This window comes from Marinobacter koreensis, from assembly GCF_023156285.1.
Classification (GTDB): domain Bacteria; phylum Pseudomonadota; class Gammaproteobacteria; order Pseudomonadales; family Oleiphilaceae; genus Marinobacter; species Marinobacter koreensis.
In genome coordinates this window covers 254,657-274,186 of record NZ_JAKZAJ010000004.1, presented here as the reverse complement: position 1 = coordinate 274,186, position 19,530 = coordinate 254,657, and the positions used below count along the sequence as shown (strand labels likewise).

Below are 19,530 nucleotides of genomic sequence, written 5' to 3'. Positions count from 1 at the left end.
GGACAAACCGGTCAGAAATGGATGACGGACCGGATGCTCTTGCCTTCGTGCATGAGGTCGAAGGCCTTGTTGATGTCTTCCAGTTTCATCTCGTGGGTAATGAACACATCCAGCGGAATTTCTCCTTCTTCGGCTTTCTTCACATAGCCTGGAAGCTCGGTACGCCCTTTGACGCCACCGAACGCGGAACCGCGCCAGACCCGCCCGGTCACCAGCTGGAACGGACGCGTGCTGATTTCCTCGCCGGCGCCGGCCACACCAATGATGGTCGACTCACCCCAGCCCTTGTGACAGGCCTCCAGAGCGGCCCGCATCAGTTTGACGTTACCCACACATTCGAACGTGTAGTCGGCACCGCCATCGGTCATTTCGATGATGACTTCCTGGATCGGCTTGTCGTAGTCGTTGGGATTGACCACGTCGGTGGCCCCGAGCTGTCTGGCAATGTCGAACTTGCCCGGATTGATGTCGACGCCGATGATGCGACCGGCTTTGGCCATTTTCGCGCCAATGATGGCGGCGAGGCCGATGCCCCCCAGACCGAAGATCGCCACCGTTGCGCCTTCCTCAACCTTGGCGGTGTTCAGGACCGCGCCAATACCGGTGGTGACGCCACATCCCAGTAGGCACACCTTGTCCAGGGGCGCTTCCTTGGGGATCTTCGCCAGTGAAATTTCCGGCAGGACCGTGTATTCCGAGAAAGTCGAGCAGCCCATGTAGTGATACAACGGCTTTCCCTGGTAGGAGAAACGGGAGGTGCCATCGGGCATCACACCCTTGCCCTGGGTTTCCCGCACGGCACCACACAGGTTGGTTTTGCCGGACGTACAGAATTTGCATTTGCCACACTCGGCCGTGTACAGCGGAATCACATGATCACCCACCTCCAGAGAGGTCACTCCCGGCCCGACGGCTTCAACAATGCCGCCACCTTCGTGGCCCAGAATGGTCGGGAACAACCCTTCCGGGTCCGCACCAGAGAGCGTGTAGGCATCAGTGTGGCAGACACCGGTCGCTACGATACGTACCAGCACCTCACCCTCTTTCGGGTCTTCGACATCCACTTCGACGATTTCGAGCGGCTTGTTGGCTTCAAACGCCACCGCAGCGCGAGATTTGATCACTGTAAGGCTCCTTTGGGGGAATGGATTTCGGCTAGTTCGTACGCCACATCTTTGACGACCAATAGACGACCGGTCTAATATACCAGCCATGGCTTCCAACGACACCCGTCATCACATCATTGAGACCGGGGCCGACCTGATCGGCCAGAAAGGCTTTGGTGCAACCGGCATCAATGCCGTGCTTACGGCGGCCGGCGTACCCAAGGGGTCGTTCTATCATTACTTTAGCAGCAAGAACGATTTTGGCCTGGCAGTCATCGACAGCTTCGCAGAGGAATACGATGCGACGCTGGATCGGATTCTCAATGACAGCAGTCGATCCTGCGTCGACCGCCTGCGCGCCTACTTCGATACCGGTTTCGAAACCATGACCAGCTGCGAGTACACCCGCGGTTGCCTGATCGGCAATCTCGGGCAGGAACTGGCTGGTCAGAGCGAAGCTTTCCGCACCCGCCTCGACAAGGTCTTTTCCGGTTGGGAGAAGCGCTTCGAACGCTGCATAGCCGAAGCCCAGACTGCCGGAGACATTGATGCCCACGTTGACCCCGCTGACGCCGCCAGCTTCCTGCTGTCCGGCTGGGAAGGCGCGATCCTGCGATCGAAGGTGCTCAAGTCAACGGAGCCGATGGAGCGTTTTGTCCGGGTATTCTTCAAGCAGTGCCTGGGCATCAACTGAAAATTTTTTCGCCTGAGAACTAGTAGACTGGTCTAATCAATTACACCCGACTCGCAAGGAGTAAACGATGAGCAATCAGAACCAGAATGATCCGTTGTTCGAGCCATTCAACCTGGGCAATCTGACCCTGCCCAACCGGGTACTCATGTCTCCCCTGACCCGTTCACGGTCAAGCCAGCCGGGTGACATTCCCAACGACATGAACGCCCATTACTACCAGCAACGCGCCGGCGCCGGGATGATTTTCAGCGAGGCTACCCAGGTCTCGCCCCAGGGCAAGGGCTATGCCTTTACACCAGGCATCCACTCCCGGGAACAGATTGACGGCTGGAAAAAGGTCACAGGCGCGGTGCATATGGCCGGCGGGCGAATCCATATGCAACTGTGGCATGTGGGCCGGATTTCCCATCCGGCGCTGCAGCCTGACGGAGAGCAACCGGTGGCGCCCTCCGCAATCAGGCCGGAAGGTGCCAAGACGTTTATCAGCGCCGATTCCGGCATGGTGGATGTCCCAGAGCCAAGGGCGCTGGAGACCGGGGAAATGGCCGATATCGTGGAGCAGTATCGTCAGGGCGCCCAGAACGCCAAGGAAGCCGGATTCGACGGTGTCGAGGTCCACGCTGCCAACGGCTACCTGCTCGATCAGTTCATCAAGAGCGGCAGTAACCAACGTACCGATGAGTACGGCGGTTCCGTAGAAAATCGCCTGCGCTTACCGCTGATGGTGATCCGGGCGGTCATCGATGTGTGGGGTAAAGACAACGTGGGCGTTCGGGTGAGCCCGACCGGGAGCTTCAACGCCATGTATGACGAGAACCCGGTCGAAACCTTCGGCACCTTTGCCAGGCACCTGAACGAGCTGGGCGTCGCCTACATCGAGGTGGTTGAAGACTCCTTCCAGGGTAACCATGCCAACGGCCGCCCGGAAGAGGTGATCGACGCCATCCGCACGGCGTTCAAGGGTACCTACATCGCCAACGGCGCCTACACCGCCGAAGAAGCACGCACCCGTATCAGCCAGGGCCGCTGTGACCTGGTCACCTTCGGTCGCCCGTTTATCGCCAACCCGGATCTGCCGGAGCGCTTCCGTCAGAACGCGCCCCTCAACGAGTGGGACGACAGCACCTTCTATGGTGGTGACGAACACGGCTATACCGACTATCCGACACTCAAAGAACTGGAGGCCAATGCCTGACCCGTAACCCTCCCTGAAACGGGCTTTGGATAATCTTTTCAGCCGTGTGGGGCGTATGCTGGTACTACCGGCTCTAAATTCGGACTATAGGTACAATGCATACGCTTTACTGGTTTACCCGAGACCTGCGGTTGCACGACAACGCGGCCCTGCTGGCAGCCTCCCGCTCGGATGTGCTGCTGTGCGTTTATGTGGTGGATCCCCAGTGGTTTCGCACGGGCGCGATGCAGGGCAAAGCAATGGGCAGTCACCGGTGGCGATTCCTGTGGCAGAGCCTGATGGCGCTGGAGCGCAACCTCAGAGGCATGGGCCAGCGACTGCACATTGCCTTTGGCGAGCCGGCAAGGATCATTCCCGACCTGGTGCAAGCCCATGGAATCGGCCGGGTGGTCCGATCTCGCTTGCCCGGCACGGCGGAGGCAGAACAATGGCGGACACTCAAGGAGGCCCTGCCCGAGACCGTATTTCAGCAGTTCGAAACCCTCTCGCTGTTTCCGGAAAGCGCCCTTCCGATGCCTCTGAACGATCTGCCGGCCACCTTTTCGCAGTTCCGGAAGCAGATCGAGCAGAAAAGCGATGCCAATTCCGACCTGTTGCGAATTCGAACGCTCAGCGCACTGCCGCCGGCTCCCGGTTTTCCGGAGGACAATCGCGGCGACTGTCCGGCCATCGACGAGCCGGTGCATCCGCTGCGTTTCATCGGTGGCGAAGATGAAGGTCTGGCTCGGCTGCAGGATTACCTGTTCACCAATCACCATATCGACCGTTACAAGGAAACCCGCAACGCCCTCGACGACTGGGACAGCTCTTCCAAGTTTTCCCCCTGGCTGGCGAACGGCAGCCTGTCAGCCCGGGAAGTTGCAGCCAAGATTGCGGAATATGAGCGCACCGTGACTCGCAACGACTCCACCTACTGGCTGTGGTTCGAGCTTCTGTGGCGGGAATACTTCTACTGGTACGCGCTGAAACACGGAGCCAATCTGTTCCGCCGGGACGGCGTGCAGCGCAAGCGACACCAGGCAACCTTCTACGGACACCGCTTCAAGGCCTGGTGCGAGGGCAATACCGAGTACCCACTGGTCAATGCGGCCATGAACCAGCTCCGGGAAACCGGATACATCAGCAATCGGGCCAGGCAGATCGTCGCCAGCTGCCTGGTCAACGAACTGGAACTGGACTGGCGTTACGGAGCCGCCTGGTTCGAACAGCAACTGATCGACTACGACGTCGCCAGCAACTATGGCAACTGGCAGTACCTGGCGGGTGTCGGAGCCGATCCTCGCGGCGGCCGGCATTTCAATCTCGAGAAACAGGCCCGGCAGTTCGATCCCTGCGGGACCTTTGTTGACCAATGGGAGGGTGAATCCGACCAACCCGTGGGCAATCACACGGTCGATGCGGCAGACTGGCCACTCTAGGCGGCAACCACTATAACGCCGAAATCACCCGATTGCGCCCGGCATCCTTGGCGTTGTAGAGGGCGGCATCAGCGCGCTGCACAAGCTGGTGGGGATCGTCTCCGGCGCGAAAGGTGGCGACGCCGGCACTGATGGTCACGGGCTCCGGAATGGAGAACCGGTGTTGGGCGATGGTTTCCCGAATCCGCTCGGCAACGGCAATGGCACTGTCGGTTCCGGTCTCCGGCAGCAGGATCAGGAATTCTTCGCCGCCCCAGCGACCCGCCACTTCACTCTCCCGGACATTCTGGTCTACCAGCTGAGCGACGGTGGACAGCACCGAATCGCCTTCATTATGTCCGAAGCGATCGTTGATGGATTTGAAACGGTCCAGGTCAAAGATGATCAGTGAAAAGACGCTGGAATACCGGTTGCACCGGGCCACTTCCTGCTTGAGGAAATTCTCGAGCTTGTGCCGGTTATACAGACCGGTGAGCTGATCGTGCACGGCCTGGAAGGTCAGGGAGTTGACCAGTTCCTGCCGGGTCATGACCGCCCCGATCAGGCTGGCCATCAGCTGAGCCGTTTCTGTACGCGCCGGAGTCCAGGCCTGACCGGCCGAGGTTTTCTGGATCCCGAGGAAGCCGGTCAGCCGTTCGTTCCGGAATATCGGCCCGAGGATGACCGACTTGTCAGCACCCCGCTCCAGACGCTCCGCAAGAAATTCGAGCATGGGAGGCAGTGGATTTTCTTCATCAAAGACCTGGGGTGACGACTCCCGGAAAAGCACTCCCAGACTCGACGGTATCACCGGAAACTTCCGGCCGGTCTCCGGCCGCAGTCTGGCCAGCGCCCGGATGCACCATTCGTGGCTGATAGAGATCTCGTGGGATGCCTCCTCCAGCTGACAGATGAAAACCCGGTCCGCCTGAAAGAAGTCCCCCATGGTCGCGCAGGTTCCGACGATCCCTTCGTCCACACGTTCCATATCCAGCGTCAGCAGATTGGTGCTGATGCGACGGACCGATTGTTCCGAGACAATCATCTGTTCAAGCTTCGCCTGCCAGTGATGGCGTTCGATGGCCAGGCTGGCAAGTGATACCGGCGCCGTCAGCCGATCGACGTCGTCTTCCGAGGGTGTCCAGACTTCGTCGTGGTAGAGCTCCACGCAGCCGAGTAATTCGCCATTGGCACCAATCACCGGTTCCGCCCAGGACGACCGGACTCCCGCCTGCTCGGCCAGGTCCCGGAACGCATCCCAGCGCTGGTCACTGCGGACATCCCGTGCCACCACACGCTCACGAATACTGGCTGCGGTACCGGCTCCTGCCGCCCCGAAAGCCACCGGCAGCTCATCCAGACGATCCTGGAACGGCGATGGAAGATCGCTGCTGCCCGCCGTCCAACGCAGCCGTCGCTGCTCGGCATCATGCACGAAGACCGCACACCGGGCGCGGGGAATCAGCCGTTCAATCAGCGCAACCAGCTGGGACAGGGACTGGTTCAGCGGACTGTCGCTGGCGATTGCCCGCATGGCTCTGAGCTGGAATTTTTCCAGTGCATCATTGCGCTTGCGGGCGGTGATATTGACGCCAGTGAACAGCACCGACTGGTTGCCAAGATAGGTAATGAAGGACAGGGAGCAGTCGAGCCACTCGGGCGCCTGTTCGCCACCCGGCAAGCGCCATTCAAAGACCTGCAGCCCGGTACGGGTGACCTTGTCGAGCAGCGCTTCGAATTCCAGCAGGGTAAAGGAGGATTCCTCCCACGCCTCGGGATTCTGGATGACGCGGGACGTCAGTGCGTCGGCATCGCTGACACCGAATGCCGTCAGCGCCGTATTGTTGGCGTAGAGTATTTCTCGACGACGATGATCAAGAATGAACACCGCAATGCTGGACTGGTCAAAGAGAGACTGGAGATCACGGTCGGCCGTGCGCAGGGACCGGGACGAAGCGCCAACCTCCAGCGTCAGATCGTAGACCTGGCGGCCCAGCCGTCGTGCCCGAAGCCAGAAAACCACCAATAGCACCAGGAAGACCAGTGCCAGAAAGGGGGACACCCACAGCAAAAACGGTTTCAAGAGGCTGATCCAGTCTGCTTCAACCGAGGCGTCCATCATGACTCATCCCTGAAATTCCCTCTGTCAGTTCTGAAGTATGGGCACACCCTCAACCAGCTGACTGCCCTGCTGCGTCGCGGACTCAATACTGACCTGCATGCCACCGATGCCGACCCCCAGCGCTTCTGCCAACGGATTCACGATCGAATTCAGAACACTTGTCGTTATATCGTTAACCAAGCCCTCGACAACGGCAAGCAGGGAATTGATAAGAGATGTATCCACGCTGGCGCCAAGCACCTGAAGATCGCTGACCTGGGCGTAGAAATCCGCCGAAGACAATCCCCCGCCGGAGGCATCGTAGACCATGCGCTCGCAACCGGACGGACCGCAATAAAGCGGATACGCCGGTGTCACCTGGGATACGGTGGAAGCCGAGCCGACACTGCCGTCCACCACAATGTCCGCACCCAAGGCCGGATCCAGGGTCAGCAAACCCGCCAGGAGTTTCAGATGCCCAACCTGCACGGAAAGGGTATCCGGAACCAGGGCTCCGGTAGCCGTATCGACCTGGCCGGTACCCAGTTCGAGCGCATCCCGCTCAAGCGCCATCCCGAACTGGACACTGTTCGTTCCGCCTCGCGCACAGCGGGCGGATACCAATGCACCCGACCCACCGCCTAGATCCACCGAAAGTGGCACCTGAAGTGAACCGATGCCGAACTCGGCCAGGCCCAGCAGATTGATGGTGGGAAGCCCGGCCGAAACGTCCACCTCCAGACTCAGGTCCGGCGCCCGGAAAGTTGTCAGCCAGTCACCATTGCTGTTCTGGCGAGCCGGCCCAATTGCCACGGTGGGCGGGCGGTTCACATACAGCCGGATCTCCAGACTGCTGTCGTCGATTGCTGACACCAACGGCAAACCCAGCGGCGCAAGATTGTTGAGCACCAGCGGATTACCACTGAGCAGCTGCTGCTGTTGGAGCACATTCAGGGCAAGGCTCACCAGCAGGTCATAGGCACGGACGTTGGCATCTGAAGGCACGCGGGTATCGGCCAGGGCAGAAATCACATCCGACACCGCCACCGATTCGATGCCATTGGCCGAGAGGAGCCGGCCAGCCAGATCGCCTGCCGGTGTGGCGGCACCGGCAACATTGCGGATGGCGGTCGCCAGCTCATCCGCCCCCAGTGGTAATGCATCTTCCAACTGATCAACGCCCAGATCCGCCAGCAGGTCACCCACCGAAAACAGGGTATTGCCGATACTGGCCAGATCGGTGGCATCCAGTGAGTAGCCGGGCTGGCCCAGGACACCGCCAAGCAGCGCTCCCAGAAGCCCACCATCGACACCGGCGGTCGAACCGGCAGCACTGATGGTGGCCACCACCTCCCGTCGCACAGCGGCGGAGGCTTCCAGCGTCACGGATCCGAGCACACTTTCCGGCAACAGTCGTGAAATCGGCTCCGACCTCTGATACCGGACATGCGTTGCGTTGGATTGGGCCAGATCCGGAACGGCGTGGAACGCAACTTCATCCCCACTGCCAGCCTCCAGCAGCCCGGGCGTAACCACCAGGTCGTCCGGATTCCCGGAAAAGCCCTGGGCCTGTGCCGCTGCCAGGGCCCGCTGCGACATGGTGGCGAGGGTAATGGTATCGCCGCCGCAGGCCTGAGCTGCGTCTGCCGCCGCGGTGGCAGCCGCATCCACCTGACTCTGCATCTCCGAGCGGAGGGAATAGAGCCGGGCGCCGTCGAGCGCCAGTGCAATCATCAGCAACACCGCCGAAATCACAATCGGGGTAATGAAAATGAGCGCGCCCCGTTGACGGGAAGGGCCTGTCCTACTGATCACTGGACTGATCATTGAGGGTATCCGGAACCGGGCGACGGAAGGTTTCCGCGATCCGATCCTGGGCATCCACGAACATCTGGGCCGACAATTCACTCTGCCCGGCCGGATCGGACTTCGCCTGCTTGCGCAACAACTCGCTTACCTGATCCTCCGGTTGCGCCTGGCTGTCGTGAACCACGGTATCGGACAGGCCGAAATCGGGGAAATCGCCGGCCGACGCGAGTGGTGTCACCAGAAGACCGGACAACAGCAGAAGGGTACGATGATTCATTGCAGCCTCCGAATGTGCTCTGCCAGTTGCCTGGCATAGGCCAGCTCCTCGGGAGAGAAACCGTATTGCTTCTTCAGTCGGGTCAGTCCTGCCTGATCGTTGGTAATCAGGTAGGCTGCCGCAAGGTTCTGCCGAACGGCTCCTTTGCCGTCGGCCAGTTCAAACGCAGTGCGCAGCTCAAACACCGCCTCGGCATTCTGTCCGGCATTGAGCAGCGCGTATCCGTAGTCATTCCGGATGTCGACGGACGAGGGCGACTTGTCCCGCGCCGTCTTCATGGCGTCGAGCCCATCCTGGAGCCGCCCCTGTTTGAGAGCCACGAGGCCCAGCCCGTGGTAGCTGTCCGCCGACTGGCAACGCTGAGACAGGCGGCTGAACAGATCCCCGGCCTTCGAAAGCTGACCGGTCTGGACATACAGCTGTCCCAGCCGGAGCCAGTGTTGCTCGGCCCCCATGCTGGATTCCTCCAGCCTCGCGAGCGCAGCGTATGGCTGGTCGCGTTTCATCTGGGCATCCACCGCATCCAGTTCCAGCTGTTCTTCCGGGCGGACATCAGTGCGGCAACTTCCGCCTGGGCCATCACCCGTCATGCCGACCGTTGTTGGTTGGCCCGTCAGCGAGGCACAGCCGGCCAGTGATACTCCGCCAAACAATACCCACGCTCTCAGAATTCGATTCATTGTGCTCGCCTGCCTTCTGTAAAAGCCGTTTCCGTTCCCCAAAATCAGCGCCCCAGCGTTTCCGCGATCGAGAGCACCGCTGGCCCCCCGATCAGAATGAACAGTGCGGGCAGCATGAACACCATCATGACCATGGTCATTTTCGCGCCAATCCGGTTGGTTTCTTCCTTCAAGCGGTTGCGCTCACCCTGCTGGGCCTCCTGGATGATCTGATCAAGGCTTGATGACACGCCGGAACCCAGGGTGCCACTCTGTTTCATCAGATTGACGTAATGCCGCAGCACCAGGATTCGACGGTTGTTGCCCAGTTCATCCAGTGCCCGGGTGCGATCCGCGCCGCTTTCCATCACCCGGTTGAACCGGTCCAGGCGGATACTGAGGGCGGGCATGATCGGGCGACCCTGGGCCGCGATCAGCCGTAGCGCCCGTTCAATCGACAGCCCCGCCTCCATCAACATCCGGGTCATGTGGCACAGTTCGATGGCCTCGAGGTTCTGTCGCTTCTCCGCGTTCACCCCGACGGTTCGGATGAAACGCCGTGGAAGAATGAAGGCGCCTGCGGCGACCAATGCGCCCCCGACAGGGCCCAGAGCCAGGAAACCCGCCACGATGACCAGCGACGGCAACAACCAGCACCAGAGCATGTAGAGCGACTGCGCCTGATGTCGGCTGCGCCCGGTGGTCTCCAGTGCCTGCCGCAGGGCATCGAAATCGCCCTCGATTGCCGACTGGCCAGTAAACCATTCGGCAAATTCACGCAGCCAGGACCGCCCATCGTCCAGACCATCGAGCTCCCCCATGTTCTGGAGCCGCGCCCGAATACGGGCCCGCACCAGCCAACGGGGAGCGAGATAAACCGCAATCCAGACCGCCAGGCCCGCAAACACGATCGACAGTCCAAGCCAGAGCTCAGGCACGCCCCACCCCCTGTATCATTCGCCAGATCACACCCATGCCAATGACCTGCAGGACCGCGGCAATGATCAGGAGTTTATGCCCCGTCGCCGTGTTCAGCAGGAGATCGGAGTACTGCTCATTCATCAGGACCATGTAGGCGGCCAGCCCGGGCGGGAGTACAGCAAAGGTCACCGCGGTAAAGCGTGTTTCCGCCGTGGCCGCCAGGAACTCCTGGCGCAACTCCTGCTGGGAGCGCAGTGAATCCGCTACCTGGCGCAGTACCGGCCGGATGGAGGCACCGAACCGCGAGGTGGTACGCAAGGCAATGGCCACGAGAATCAGGGACGGTGTCCGGTAAAGGGCGGCGAAGCCCTCGAACAGGCCGGTGTATTCCCGCCCGGAACCCACCGCATTGCGCAGCCGGAACAGCAGGGGCTCGAAAACCGGCGAGGCCTCGCTGAAGGATGCAATCAAGGACTGTTCCAGGGAACGACCGGCATCGATGTTACGGAGCGTCGAATCGATGATGCCCGGCAACTCTTCATGGATTCTCTGGCGCTGTTTCTGGAAACGGACCCGCCAGAAAACGCCAGCCAGGGTCGCGACAAAGAAGAGGGTGACCAGCAGGACGATGGCACCGCGGGTCACGAACAGGACAATCAGCAGTCCCGCCAGGGCCGCACCAACGACCGCAAATTGCTGGGTCGTCCACTGGATATCGGCCTGGACCAGCAATCGCTCGACGGGGCCAAGCTCGATCCTCGCGCCGCCGAACGATGCCGATTCCGTTTGGGGCAGGAGGCGCTCACGGGTTGCCCGCTTTACATAACGTTTGCCCGCGCTACGGATCCAGAGCCACTGCGCACAGAGCCAGAACAGGGCCAGGCCACCGCATACAATCGCCGCATGGAACCAGGCCGGGGCGGTCATAACGAGGCACCTCCGCTGACCAGGGTTTCCGGGGTCTGGACATCGTCCGGGGCGCGGTACAGCACGTCCATGCGGTAGGGGTTATCACTGTCCCCCCGCATCGATACCACCTCACTGACCAGCCGCCGGCCATTGGGTAGCCGCGTCAGCTGAACAATCACGTCCAGTGACGAACCAATGAGCCGACCGATGGCCCGTTCGCCAGCGTCGTAACCATTGACCGCCAGCAGGGTTTCGATGCGTACAAGGGCATCCTTGGCCGTGTTGGCATGAAGGGTACTCATCGACCCCTCGTGCCCCGTGTTCATGGCCTGCAGGAGTTCGATAATCTCGCCGGAGCGCACTTCGCCGACGATGATGCGGTCCGGTCGCATGCGCAGGGCATTGATAACCAGCTCCCGGGCGGTAATGCGACCGGAGCCTTCGGTATTGGGCGGGCGGGTTTCCAGACGCACGATGTGGGGATGATTCAGCTGAAGCTCCGCCGAGTCCTCGATGGTAACCACCCGTTCATCCCGGGGAATGAACTGGCTCAGCAGATTCAGAACCGTGGTTTTACCGGTGCCGGTGCCACCGCTGACCAGAATATTGCGGCGACCCTGGACCAGCTGCGTCAGAAGATCCAGGCATTCATTGGTCATCGAGCCCCTGGCCACGAGGTCCTTGGCGGTCAGATGTTTCTGGGTAAATTTCCGGATGCTGAGCGATGGTCCGTCCAGCGCAATGGGCGGAATGATGGCATTGACCCGGGAACCATCCGGCAGGCGGGCGTCGACCATGGGACTGGCTTCATCCAGGCGTCGGCCCAGTGGTGCCAGGATGCGGCGTATGATGCGGACCACATGGTCGTCATCAATAAAACGTGTGGATGCGCGCTGGAGCACGCCCTCGATTTCGACAAACACGTCTTCCGGGCCGTTCACCAGAATGTCGTTGACCGAATCATCTGCAAGCAACGGCTCCAGAGGCCCGAATCCGGCGACCTCGTCGTAGATTTCCCGGATCAGCGTGGTCAGGTCATGAGCCGACAATGGCATCCGGTTCTGGGCCACAAAGTTCGACACATTGGTCTGCACGAAACTCATCAGGACATCGTCACTGACGTTTCCGACTTCGATCCCTTCTTCGTCAAGCCGCTCCACCATGACGAAGTGGACCCGCTTTTTCAGATTCTGGTATTCCTGATCCGTTCTAGCCGCCATCGTTCACCCCTCAGGCTTTCGCCACTCGACGCTCGCCCTCTCCTGAGCGTTCGGTTTCCCGGGCTACACGCTCCTGCAGGATCTTCTGCAACGCCTTCTGATAAGCCGATTTACCGGGCAGCCTGTGCAGTGGAAGCCCGGCATTCATGGCCATCATTCGCGTTCCCCAATCCAGCGGCAGGGTCCCGAGGATGGGCACACCCACAGCCTTTTCAAGATCGCCAACCGGGGGCACACCCTTCTTTTCATAGCCGTCGAGCAGGAAGGACACACGACAATCCGGGGCCAACCGCTCCTTCCAGCTATCAAGCCGCCGGCGTGCTTCGTGAGCCTGCTCGACGATCGGGTGCATGACCATTACCAGCTCGGCCGCCCGGATCCCGACGGTATTGATCCAGAAATCCGCCACCGCGGCATCCACATTCACAATGATCCGGTCGAACAGGCCGGAAAGCTGGCTCAGGGCAATGAACAGATCGGTATTTTCCTGGTCGCCGTCCTGACCGATCGACAACTGGCCGGCCAGGAACCGCAGCCCGGGCAGGTATTCTTCCAGCGCGGTCTCGATCAGGGCCGAATCCAGGGACTCCGGGTTACGGATCAGATCCTGCAACGCCAGTCGGTTGTTGCTGTCGAGATAGAATGCGTGCCGGTCGTCCGAGGCGGTATCAAGCCCCAGTATCTGCTCGTCCGGATGAAAGAAATGGGTATTGAACACCAGGTTCTGGGCGAAGAAGCGGGAATCCACCACCGAACGCGCCCCGGTGACAAGGACAATCCGGTTCTGGGCGTGTCCTCCACCGGCACGGGCCAGCGAAGGCGTGTGCGCCAACAGCTCTCGAATTCGATCCCGTGCCTCCTCACCGTCGCTACTGGCAATGAAGCAGTCACGGGCGCCAGCCCGCATGCTGCGCAACAGGAAATCCTGACTGACCCGACGCACCAGACCCACGACCGCAAGCTCTTCATCACTGCTGGCGATGAAGCGGATCACCCGGAGGGCCCGTTCGGGATCGGCATCGTCTGCCGCGACCATCACCATGCGGGTGCGGGCAGCCTCCACCAGCCGGCTGATCCGTGACAGGTCGGACGAACCGACAAACTCGATGTGCCACTCACCCTGGAGACAGCGCTCCAGCCAGGTACGAATGCCAATATCGTCCGATACACAAACCAGAATCTCGTCCGCGCTCATAGGGTCACCAGCTGAAGCCATGTTTGATGGGGCGGTCGCCGGGCGCAGAGCCTGCCGCCATGTCAAAGAAGTCCATACTGGACCGGTCGTAATCCCGGGCGATGGTTGTCCGCTCCGCGCCCGGGGCATCACTGGCGGTCACGATGTGGGGCGTTACCACCATGATCAGCTCCTTCTTGTCCCGGGAGATCCGGTCCGACCGGAACAGCGCACCGATAACAGGGAGGTCCCCCAGCCCGGGGATGCGGTCACTGCTGTTGACCGTATTGCGGCTGACCAGCCCGCTGATGATGAACGTTTCACCCGGTGCCATGGAGACCGTTGTTTCGGTTCGCCGGACTCGCAAGCCGGGTACGGTGACACCGCCGGTGGATACACCGGAGGAGAAATCCAGGTCACTGACCTCCGGCGCCACCTTGAGAATGATCTGGTCCTCGTTGACCACCGTGGGGGTTAACCCCAGGCTGACCCCGAATTTCTTGAACACCACCTTGACGCCGTCATTGCCGCTTTCAACCGGAATCGGGAACTCGCCCCCGGAGAGGAAGGTGGCACTCTGTCCACTGAGCGTGACCAGCGAGGGTTCCGCCAGGGTATAGGCAAACCCGGCCGATTCCATGGCGTTGATGATGCTCAGGGAAGTGCTGCCGAAGCGGAAAAAGTTGAAGCCGCTGCTGGCAACACTCCGGATACCTCCGAACACCGGAACTGTGGCATTCGCACCGGCGAAACTGGCGGCAAACGTGCCCCCATCGAAGAGTTTGGAGTAGTAGGCGCCCAGTTCATTCAGCTCGTTCCGGTTGACTTCAACGATCCGGATGTCGGTCTGCACCTGCATGCCGAAGGACAGACGCTGTCCGGACGTCCGGGAAACCACCACCGGCGACTGTAATGGTCGGTCCTGACCACGCAACCAGACGGACAGCACCGCGGTACCCTCGGATTTTGCCGTTACCAGCAGTTCCTGCTTGTCGGACACAGATACCGCCGCCACGTCCGGATCCGAAATGGCCACCCGTTTCAGCGGCTGCCCAAACTCGAGAACCCGCTGCTCCCCCTTGCCCAGACTGACCGCTTTCCCGGCCGTCAGGGCATCGGCGTGCCCCTCTGAAACCAGCCCGAGGGTGAGACAGAAGAGCACGCACAGTGGCAAATACAATCGTTCAGCGAACATAGACGTTCCTTGATTCAGCGCCTTCATAGACCTCTACCTGTGTCCGGACCTGCCGAACCGGTGTGTGTCGCGGAGCCGGCCTGGGAGGTTTCGGAAAGAGATCGTCCAGGTAAGTGGCGCGGTCTTTCGACGGCGACTCGGCCACTTTCTCCGGCTCACGATTCTCGTCGCCAGAGGCCACCAGTCGTACCTGACCCTCACTGGACGCCAGGAGCAGCTGGGAAACCCGGTCCGTGGGAACCGAAAGCACCACGGTTTTGTTGCGTTTCTGGTCATTGCCTTCGATCGGCTCCCCGACATGGGGAACCCCATGCACCGCCACAACCAGAACATTGCGCAGGAGCCGAACCGCCGCGGGGGTGTCTTCGTCGGAGCGTCGGAACGCCGCAACGACATCGACCCGATCACCGGGCCTGAGTAGCCCTCCGACGCCGGACAGGTCATCCACGGGGACCGCCATGGCCTGGAATCCGGGCTCGATGAGTTTGTCCAGAACACTGTCAGACCGCAGATGACTCGCCCGCAGGATCTGACCCGCTGACACGGCGGTCTTGACCGGCTCTCCGAACGGCGCCGACGAAGCTGCGATGGCCTCAGGCACCGGCGATTCCGACGCGACCGTCATGAAGGCGTCCCGGGTAATCGGCGTACCGGGCGTCACGGCACTTTTGGCCACCAGATATTCGAACCGGGGCGAGGCGGGTTCGGTTGGCTGGCTGTCCTCCGCGCGCTTGCTTTCCGCAGGCGCCTGCGTCAGCCAAAGCCCGGCAATGGCCATGGCCAGCGCGAGAAGGGCAATCACGATGGCCGGCGCCGTGTACAGTATTCGTTTGTTCATCGTCCACGATCCACAACAAGCAAGGGAAAATTGATCGGGCCGGAGGTGACGGAGTCCGTCAGAAGGCCACGGTCGCGGCTGCACTCATCTGCGTTGGCATCGGCGGAAAACTGCCGAGAAAACCAAAGCTCACCTGAGGCAGGATCGGCTGATCCACGTTATCCCGGGTAACCGCGCAGCGAAGCAGATCGACGCCACCGGAGGACAGGACCGAACAGCCCGCATCCTGGACCCCGGCCTGGAGCGAGGCGGGCAACAGTGCCCATCCCTGTTCCAGTGCCGACGACGCCGCCGTCGTCACCCGGGATTCGATCTCGTCTTCCGAGAAGCGATTACGATCAACCCTGAGCGCCGCCTGGACGGCCTGATCCACCACGTTCTGCATTTCGTATTTACTGAAGAACACGATGCCGTAACTGGCGGCCGCATAGAGAATCCCGACAACAAAGGGAAACAGGAACAGGAATTCAAGCGCCACAGCGCCTCTGGACTGCCGCATGGCATTTCCTCCCGAAGCCGCTGAAGCCTTACGGTGACGGAACGCTGTCGAACAGGCCGGAGAAAATGTCGCTGACCGTTTGTCGGATGGTGTCGTTGGAGAAGGCGAACACCATGATGGCAACAAGAGCCCCGGCCAGGACCAGGTACTCGAGTGCCGACGCGCCGCGTTGTTTTGAAGCAACACTCGCGGAACGGGCATTCAGATTGGAGAGTAATTTCAGAAAGACATTATTGATGGCTTTACGAATCATGGGTCACCTCATTATTGTTGTCGTGATCAGCAAAACTTATGACTGCCCATAAGCCTTACTCATCAAGTTAGCGCCATGTCACAAGGGCTTCGACCCCTTTTGTTTGGCGTTTTGTTACCGAGCGTCATGATATTTTTCGCACTGAATTGATCCGGATCAATAAAATCGGAAGTTTCAGTGCCAACCCGTGACGAACGCCCTTGACGTTACCATTCAGATTAATGCTTCAAGAATGCCTTAAATGACAAGACCCATTGTCAATTTCGGCCAACCCATCCGACAATTCTTAGCAAACCTTTTTCTTTTCAATGACTTGAGTGACTCGCAAAAAATCGTGAAATCTTGCCGCGGAGGGTATACTGCACGTATGGATAACGAGCAAAGAGCCCTCGTGGGCTTGATCGAACAGGTAAATCCCCGAACGCTGATCACGATCGGATTGTCCGTCAATCGGGCAGGCGATACTTGGCAAAAAGCTGGCAAAGATGATGTGTGCCACCTTCCATTGACGCTGGATCAACTGTCCGACCCCGCCAGCTTTGACCAAACGGTCGACCTGGCCCTGATCAGCGACACGCTCGAACAGATACCCCGTGAGGCGGGTGAGCAGTTACTGGGAACCCTGCGCAACCTCGGAGTCCGACAGATCGCCGTATTGGTATCGGACAGTGCGCCCTGGACCTTCAGGGACTTCATTGCACTCGGTTTCCGGAGGCAGCCATCCTCGCGTACTGAGGCAGAAAAGACGCTTTATACCTATAACCTCGACACCTACAATCACAAACGAACCTGGAACAACCCCGACTATTGGGCCAACCCGGAAATGTGGGGCAAGGCCTGGTGGTAACCGGTGGCACATCAGTCCCGGCGCAATAAGGAACGTCCATGGCACTGTTCACTGAAAAAAACGCCCGAAAGCAGCTTGAATCCGAAGCGGGAAAAGTACACCGGGCAGATCTGGAGACGCTTCTCGAGCGACAACGAACGATAGAGCAGAAAGTGAAGAGCAGCGGCAAACTCAAGCGTTTTGGTACGGACATCAAGCTGATGTTTTCGATGATCCGTGATTACTGGTACGGCAACTATCGCAGCGTTCCCTGGAAAACCATCGCTGCCGTGGCAGGCACGCTTCTGTATGTGCTGAATCCGCTGGATGTTATTCCCGACTTCATTTTCGGTTTCGGCTTTCTCGACGATGCCGGGGTGGTCGCCATCTGCCTGAAACTGGTGGAATCCGACCTGCACCGCTACGCGGCCTGGAGAGCCTGCCATGACGAACATGCTGAAAGTGCTTACGACGCACAGAATTGATTAATTAATAAACTGCGGGTAATCTTGCGCCCCGTAATTCGTCTTGTTGTTTTCCCCCTGGAGAAATCGTGGACTTCGCCACCCTTATTGGCCTCGTTGGCGCCATTCTGCTCATTGCTTCTGCGATTATCTTGGGCGTTTCGCCCGATGTATTCCTCAATGGTCCGTCCCTGCTGATCGTGGTCGGCGGCACCCTGCTGGTTGCACTGGCGAAATTCAGCATCCGTCAGTTTTTCGGGGCGTTCAAAGTGGCCGCCCGAGCCTTCAAATTCAAGCTGCCGGACACCCAGGAAAGCATCGAAGAGCTGGTAGACATCGCCAACATCGCCCGAAAAGAGGGCGTCCTTGGGCTCGAAGGGCGCGACGTCAAATCCCCGTTCCTGGCGCAGGGTATACAGATGTTGGTGGACGGCCAGGACGGCGCGACGATCAAGGAACTCCTGGACAAGGAGCGTCTGATGACCCTCGACCATAACCGGACGGCCTCCAAGGTTTTCATGGCCATGGCAGACGTGGGACCCGCGATGGGGATGATCGGCACCCTGATCGGCCTGGTTCAGATGCTCTCCAACATGGAAGATCCGAAATCCATCGGTCCCGCCATGGCGGTGGCTTTGCTTACAACACTCTACGGTGCGGTCATTGCCACCATGATCGCGACACCGATTGCCGACAAGCTGTCCCTGCGTATGACCGAGGAAGCACGACTCCAGATGCTCTATACGGATGCCCTCGTGGCCATCCAGCAGGGAACCAATCCAAGAATCATCGAACAGATGCTGTCCAGTTATCTTCCGCCAAAAGAGCGGGAGAAGAACGGCGCCGCAGAACCGGCGAACGGGTAAACCATGGACGAGTTACCGGAGGAGGAAAAACCGGGCATCCCGGCATGGGTCGTCACTTTCGCCGACCTGATGTCGCTGTTGATGTGCTTTTTCGTCCTTCTTCTTTCTTTCTCTGAAATTGACGCCCAGAAGTTCAAACAGATCGCGGGTGAACTGTCGAAGGCCTTTGGTGTTCAGCGGGAGGTTCCGACGCTGGAAATCCCCAAGGGCACCAGTCCGATCTTCGACAAGTTTTCCCCGGCGCCACCCGAACCCACCGTCATTAACCAGGTCAAGCAGACCACCACGGACGAGCAGCCCGAACTGCAAACCCTGAAGAGCCCCACCGATCAGGCCGTGGAATCCGCCATCAACGAAAAACTGCAGCAGGACCTGGCACAAATCCGGTCCATCCTGAAGGACGCCATCCAGGACGGCCGGGTCAACGTGTCGCTGGATCAACGGCGCATCGTCATCCGTGTGGAAGAAAAAGGCTCTTTCCCCTCCGGCTCCGCGGAGCTGACCTGGGAATTCGAGGGGCTACTGCTGGATATGGCGAAAGTGCTGGCCGACATGCCGGGCAAACTCACCATTGAAGGCCACACCGATGATCTGCCCATCCACACCAGCCGTTTCTACAGCAATTGGGACCTTTCAGCAGCCAGGGCCGCTGCGGTGGCCAATGTGCTGCTTGCCAGTGGCGCCATAGACCCCACCCGTCTGGCCGTGAAGGGTCTGGCCGACACCCAACCGAGGGTGCCCAACACCTCTGCCGAGAACCGGGCGAAAAACCGACGGGTCGAGATCATCATCGATCTCTCCGGCCCACTGCAGGAAGAGGAAATCCGGCTACGTGAGCTGATTGAAACCAAGGCCGACGAACGGGATTCCAATATGGGCATCGAATCCTCCCGATCGGACTCCGGCTCCATCACCTGGTAAATCTTCCATTCTGGTGCGCCCGCACCAAAAACGCACAGTTGCAGTGCATTTTTCGTCGTAAGCCGCGGCTTTCCGGGCCCCTACATTGGCCCAAGCTGCAGCCGGCTCAGGAAATGCCTCTATTTGGAACACTTCTTGCTGCTACTGCACCCCGTTAATGCATCCCAACGATCCGAAGAGATCGAACCCGATAACTCAGGAGCCCT

General features: G+C 59.9%; 20 protein-coding genes. 7 read left to right on the top strand and 13 right to left on the bottom strand.

Features of this window, described 5'->3' with window-relative positions; genetic code table 11:
- Positions 1–11: 11 nt before the first annotated feature.
- Positions 12–1,124, bottom strand: a complete 1,113-nt coding sequence (locus MLD04_RS12520) for an S-(hydroxymethyl)glutathione dehydrogenase/class III alcohol dehydrogenase (protein ID WP_248158845.1) — start codon at positions 1,122–1,124, stop codon at positions 12–14.
- Positions 1,125–1,212: 88 nt separating this feature from the next.
- On the opposite strand from MLD04_RS12520, the gene MLD04_RS12515 reads away from it, so the two are divergent.
- The 3 genes from MLD04_RS12515 (at position 1,213) to MLD04_RS12505 (ending at position 4,413) form a co-directional block, all read left to right on the top strand.
- Entirely contained in the window at positions 1,213–1,800 is a 588-nt protein-coding gene (locus tag MLD04_RS12515; RefSeq protein WP_248158844.1) for a TetR/AcrR family transcriptional regulator, read from the top strand.
- Positions 1,801–1,867: 67 nt separating this feature from the next.
- Positions 1,868–2,995 carry an alkene reductase gene (locus tag MLD04_RS12510; protein WP_248158841.1) on the top strand — a complete coding sequence of 376 codons (1,128 nt, stop codon included), beginning with the start codon at positions 1,868–1,870 and terminating at the stop codon, positions 2,993–2,995.
- 95 nt (positions 2,996–3,090) lie between these two features.
- Positions 3,091–4,413: a DASH family cryptochrome gene (locus MLD04_RS12505; RefSeq protein ID WP_248158839.1), complete on the top strand. Its 1,323-nt coding sequence runs from the start codon at positions 3,091–3,093 to the stop codon at positions 4,411–4,413.
- Between the two features lie 10 nt (positions 4,414–4,423).
- Here the strand turns inward: MLD04_RS12505 and MLD04_RS12500 are convergent, their stop codons facing one another.
- The 12 genes from MLD04_RS12500 to MLD04_RS12445 are packed head-to-tail and all read right to left on the bottom strand — an operon-like array spanning position 4,424 to position 16,247.
- Entirely contained in the window at positions 4,424–6,514 is a 2,091-nt protein-coding gene (locus MLD04_RS12500; protein ID WP_248158837.1) for a sensor domain-containing diguanylate cyclase, read from the bottom strand.
- A gap of 24 nt (positions 6,515–6,538) precedes the next feature.
- On the bottom strand, positions 6,539–8,320 hold the full coding sequence (locus tag MLD04_RS12495; protein WP_248158835.1) for a pilus assembly protein TadG-related protein: 1,782 nt from the start codon (positions 8,318–8,320) through the stop codon (positions 6,539–6,541).
- The gene (locus MLD04_RS12490; protein WP_248158833.1) at positions 8,298–8,579 is read right to left on the bottom strand and encodes a hypothetical protein; all 282 of its coding nucleotides are present in this window, start codon (positions 8,577–8,579) and stop codon (positions 8,298–8,300) included. Before MLD04_RS12490 ends, MLD04_RS12495 begins: the two co-directional genes overlap by 23 nt.
- Complete coding sequence (locus MLD04_RS12485) at positions 8,576–9,259, bottom strand: tetratricopeptide repeat protein (RefSeq protein ID WP_248158831.1); 684 nt, start codon at positions 9,257–9,259, stop codon at positions 8,576–8,578. The genes MLD04_RS12490 and MLD04_RS12485 overlap by 4 nt, the downstream gene beginning before the upstream one ends.
- Before the next feature lie 44 nt (positions 9,260–9,303).
- Positions 9,304–10,176: a type II secretion system F family protein gene (locus tag MLD04_RS12480; protein WP_248158828.1), complete on the bottom strand. Its 873-nt coding sequence runs from the start codon at positions 10,174–10,176 to the stop codon at positions 9,304–9,306.
- Positions 10,169–11,086 (bottom strand): type II secretion system F family protein, encoded by a 918-nt coding sequence (locus tag MLD04_RS12475; protein WP_248158825.1) that lies wholly within the window; start codon positions 11,084–11,086, stop codon positions 10,169–10,171. The genes MLD04_RS12480 and MLD04_RS12475 overlap by 8 nt, the downstream gene beginning before the upstream one ends.
- Positions 11,083–12,288, bottom strand: coding sequence for a TadA family conjugal transfer-associated ATPase (locus tag MLD04_RS12470; protein WP_248158821.1), 1,206 nt, complete (start codon positions 12,286–12,288; stop codon positions 11,083–11,085). The genes MLD04_RS12475 and MLD04_RS12470 overlap by 4 nt, the downstream gene beginning before the upstream one ends.
- Before the next feature lie 10 nt (positions 12,289–12,298).
- On the bottom strand, positions 12,299–13,483 hold the full coding sequence (locus tag MLD04_RS12465) for a CpaE/TadZ family protein (protein ID WP_248158820.1): 1,185 nt from the start codon (positions 13,481–13,483) through the stop codon (positions 12,299–12,301).
- Positions 13,484–13,487: 4 nt separating this feature from the next.
- Positions 13,488–14,657: a type II and III secretion system protein family protein gene (locus MLD04_RS12460; RefSeq protein WP_248158819.1), complete on the bottom strand. Its 1,170-nt coding sequence runs from the start codon at positions 14,655–14,657 to the stop codon at positions 13,488–13,490.
- The gene (cpaB, locus tag MLD04_RS12455) at positions 14,647–15,495 is read right to left on the bottom strand and encodes a Flp pilus assembly protein CpaB (RefSeq protein WP_248158818.1); all 849 of its coding nucleotides are present in this window, start codon (positions 15,493–15,495) and stop codon (positions 14,647–14,649) included. Before cpaB ends, MLD04_RS12460 begins: the two co-directional genes overlap by 11 nt.
- A gap of 58 nt (positions 15,496–15,553) precedes the next feature.
- Positions 15,554–15,994 carry a TadE/TadG family type IV pilus assembly protein gene (locus MLD04_RS12450; protein WP_248158817.1) on the bottom strand — a complete coding sequence of 147 codons (441 nt, stop codon included), beginning with the start codon at positions 15,992–15,994 and terminating at the stop codon, positions 15,554–15,556.
- A 28-nt stretch (positions 15,995–16,022) separates the two neighbouring features.
- Positions 16,023–16,247, bottom strand: a complete 225-nt coding sequence (locus tag MLD04_RS12445; RefSeq protein ID WP_248158816.1) for a Flp family type IVb pilin — start codon at positions 16,245–16,247, stop codon at positions 16,023–16,025.
- 367 nt (positions 16,248–16,614) lie between these two features.
- On the opposite strand from MLD04_RS12445, the gene MLD04_RS12440 reads away from it, so the two are divergent.
- The 4 genes from MLD04_RS12440 (at position 16,615) to MLD04_RS12425 (ending at position 19,324) form a co-directional block, all read left to right on the top strand.
- Positions 16,615–17,094 (top strand): DUF6231 family protein, encoded by a 480-nt coding sequence (locus MLD04_RS12440; RefSeq protein ID WP_248158815.1) that lies wholly within the window; start codon positions 16,615–16,617, stop codon positions 17,092–17,094.
- 38 nt (positions 17,095–17,132) lie between these two features.
- A complete protein-coding gene (locus tag MLD04_RS12435) occupies positions 17,133–17,558 on the top strand; it encodes a YkvA family protein (protein ID WP_248158812.1) in 426 nt (141 codons plus the stop codon).
- Positions 17,559–17,626: 68 nt separating this feature from the next.
- Entirely contained in the window at positions 17,627–18,403 is a 777-nt protein-coding gene (locus tag MLD04_RS12430; RefSeq protein ID WP_248158809.1) for a MotA/TolQ/ExbB proton channel family protein, read from the top strand.
- Positions 18,404–18,406: 3 nt separating this feature from the next.
- Positions 18,407–19,324, top strand: a complete 918-nt coding sequence (locus tag MLD04_RS12425) for a flagellar motor protein MotB (protein WP_248158806.1) — start codon at positions 18,407–18,409, stop codon at positions 19,322–19,324.
- Positions 19,325–19,530: the final 206 nt, after the last annotated feature.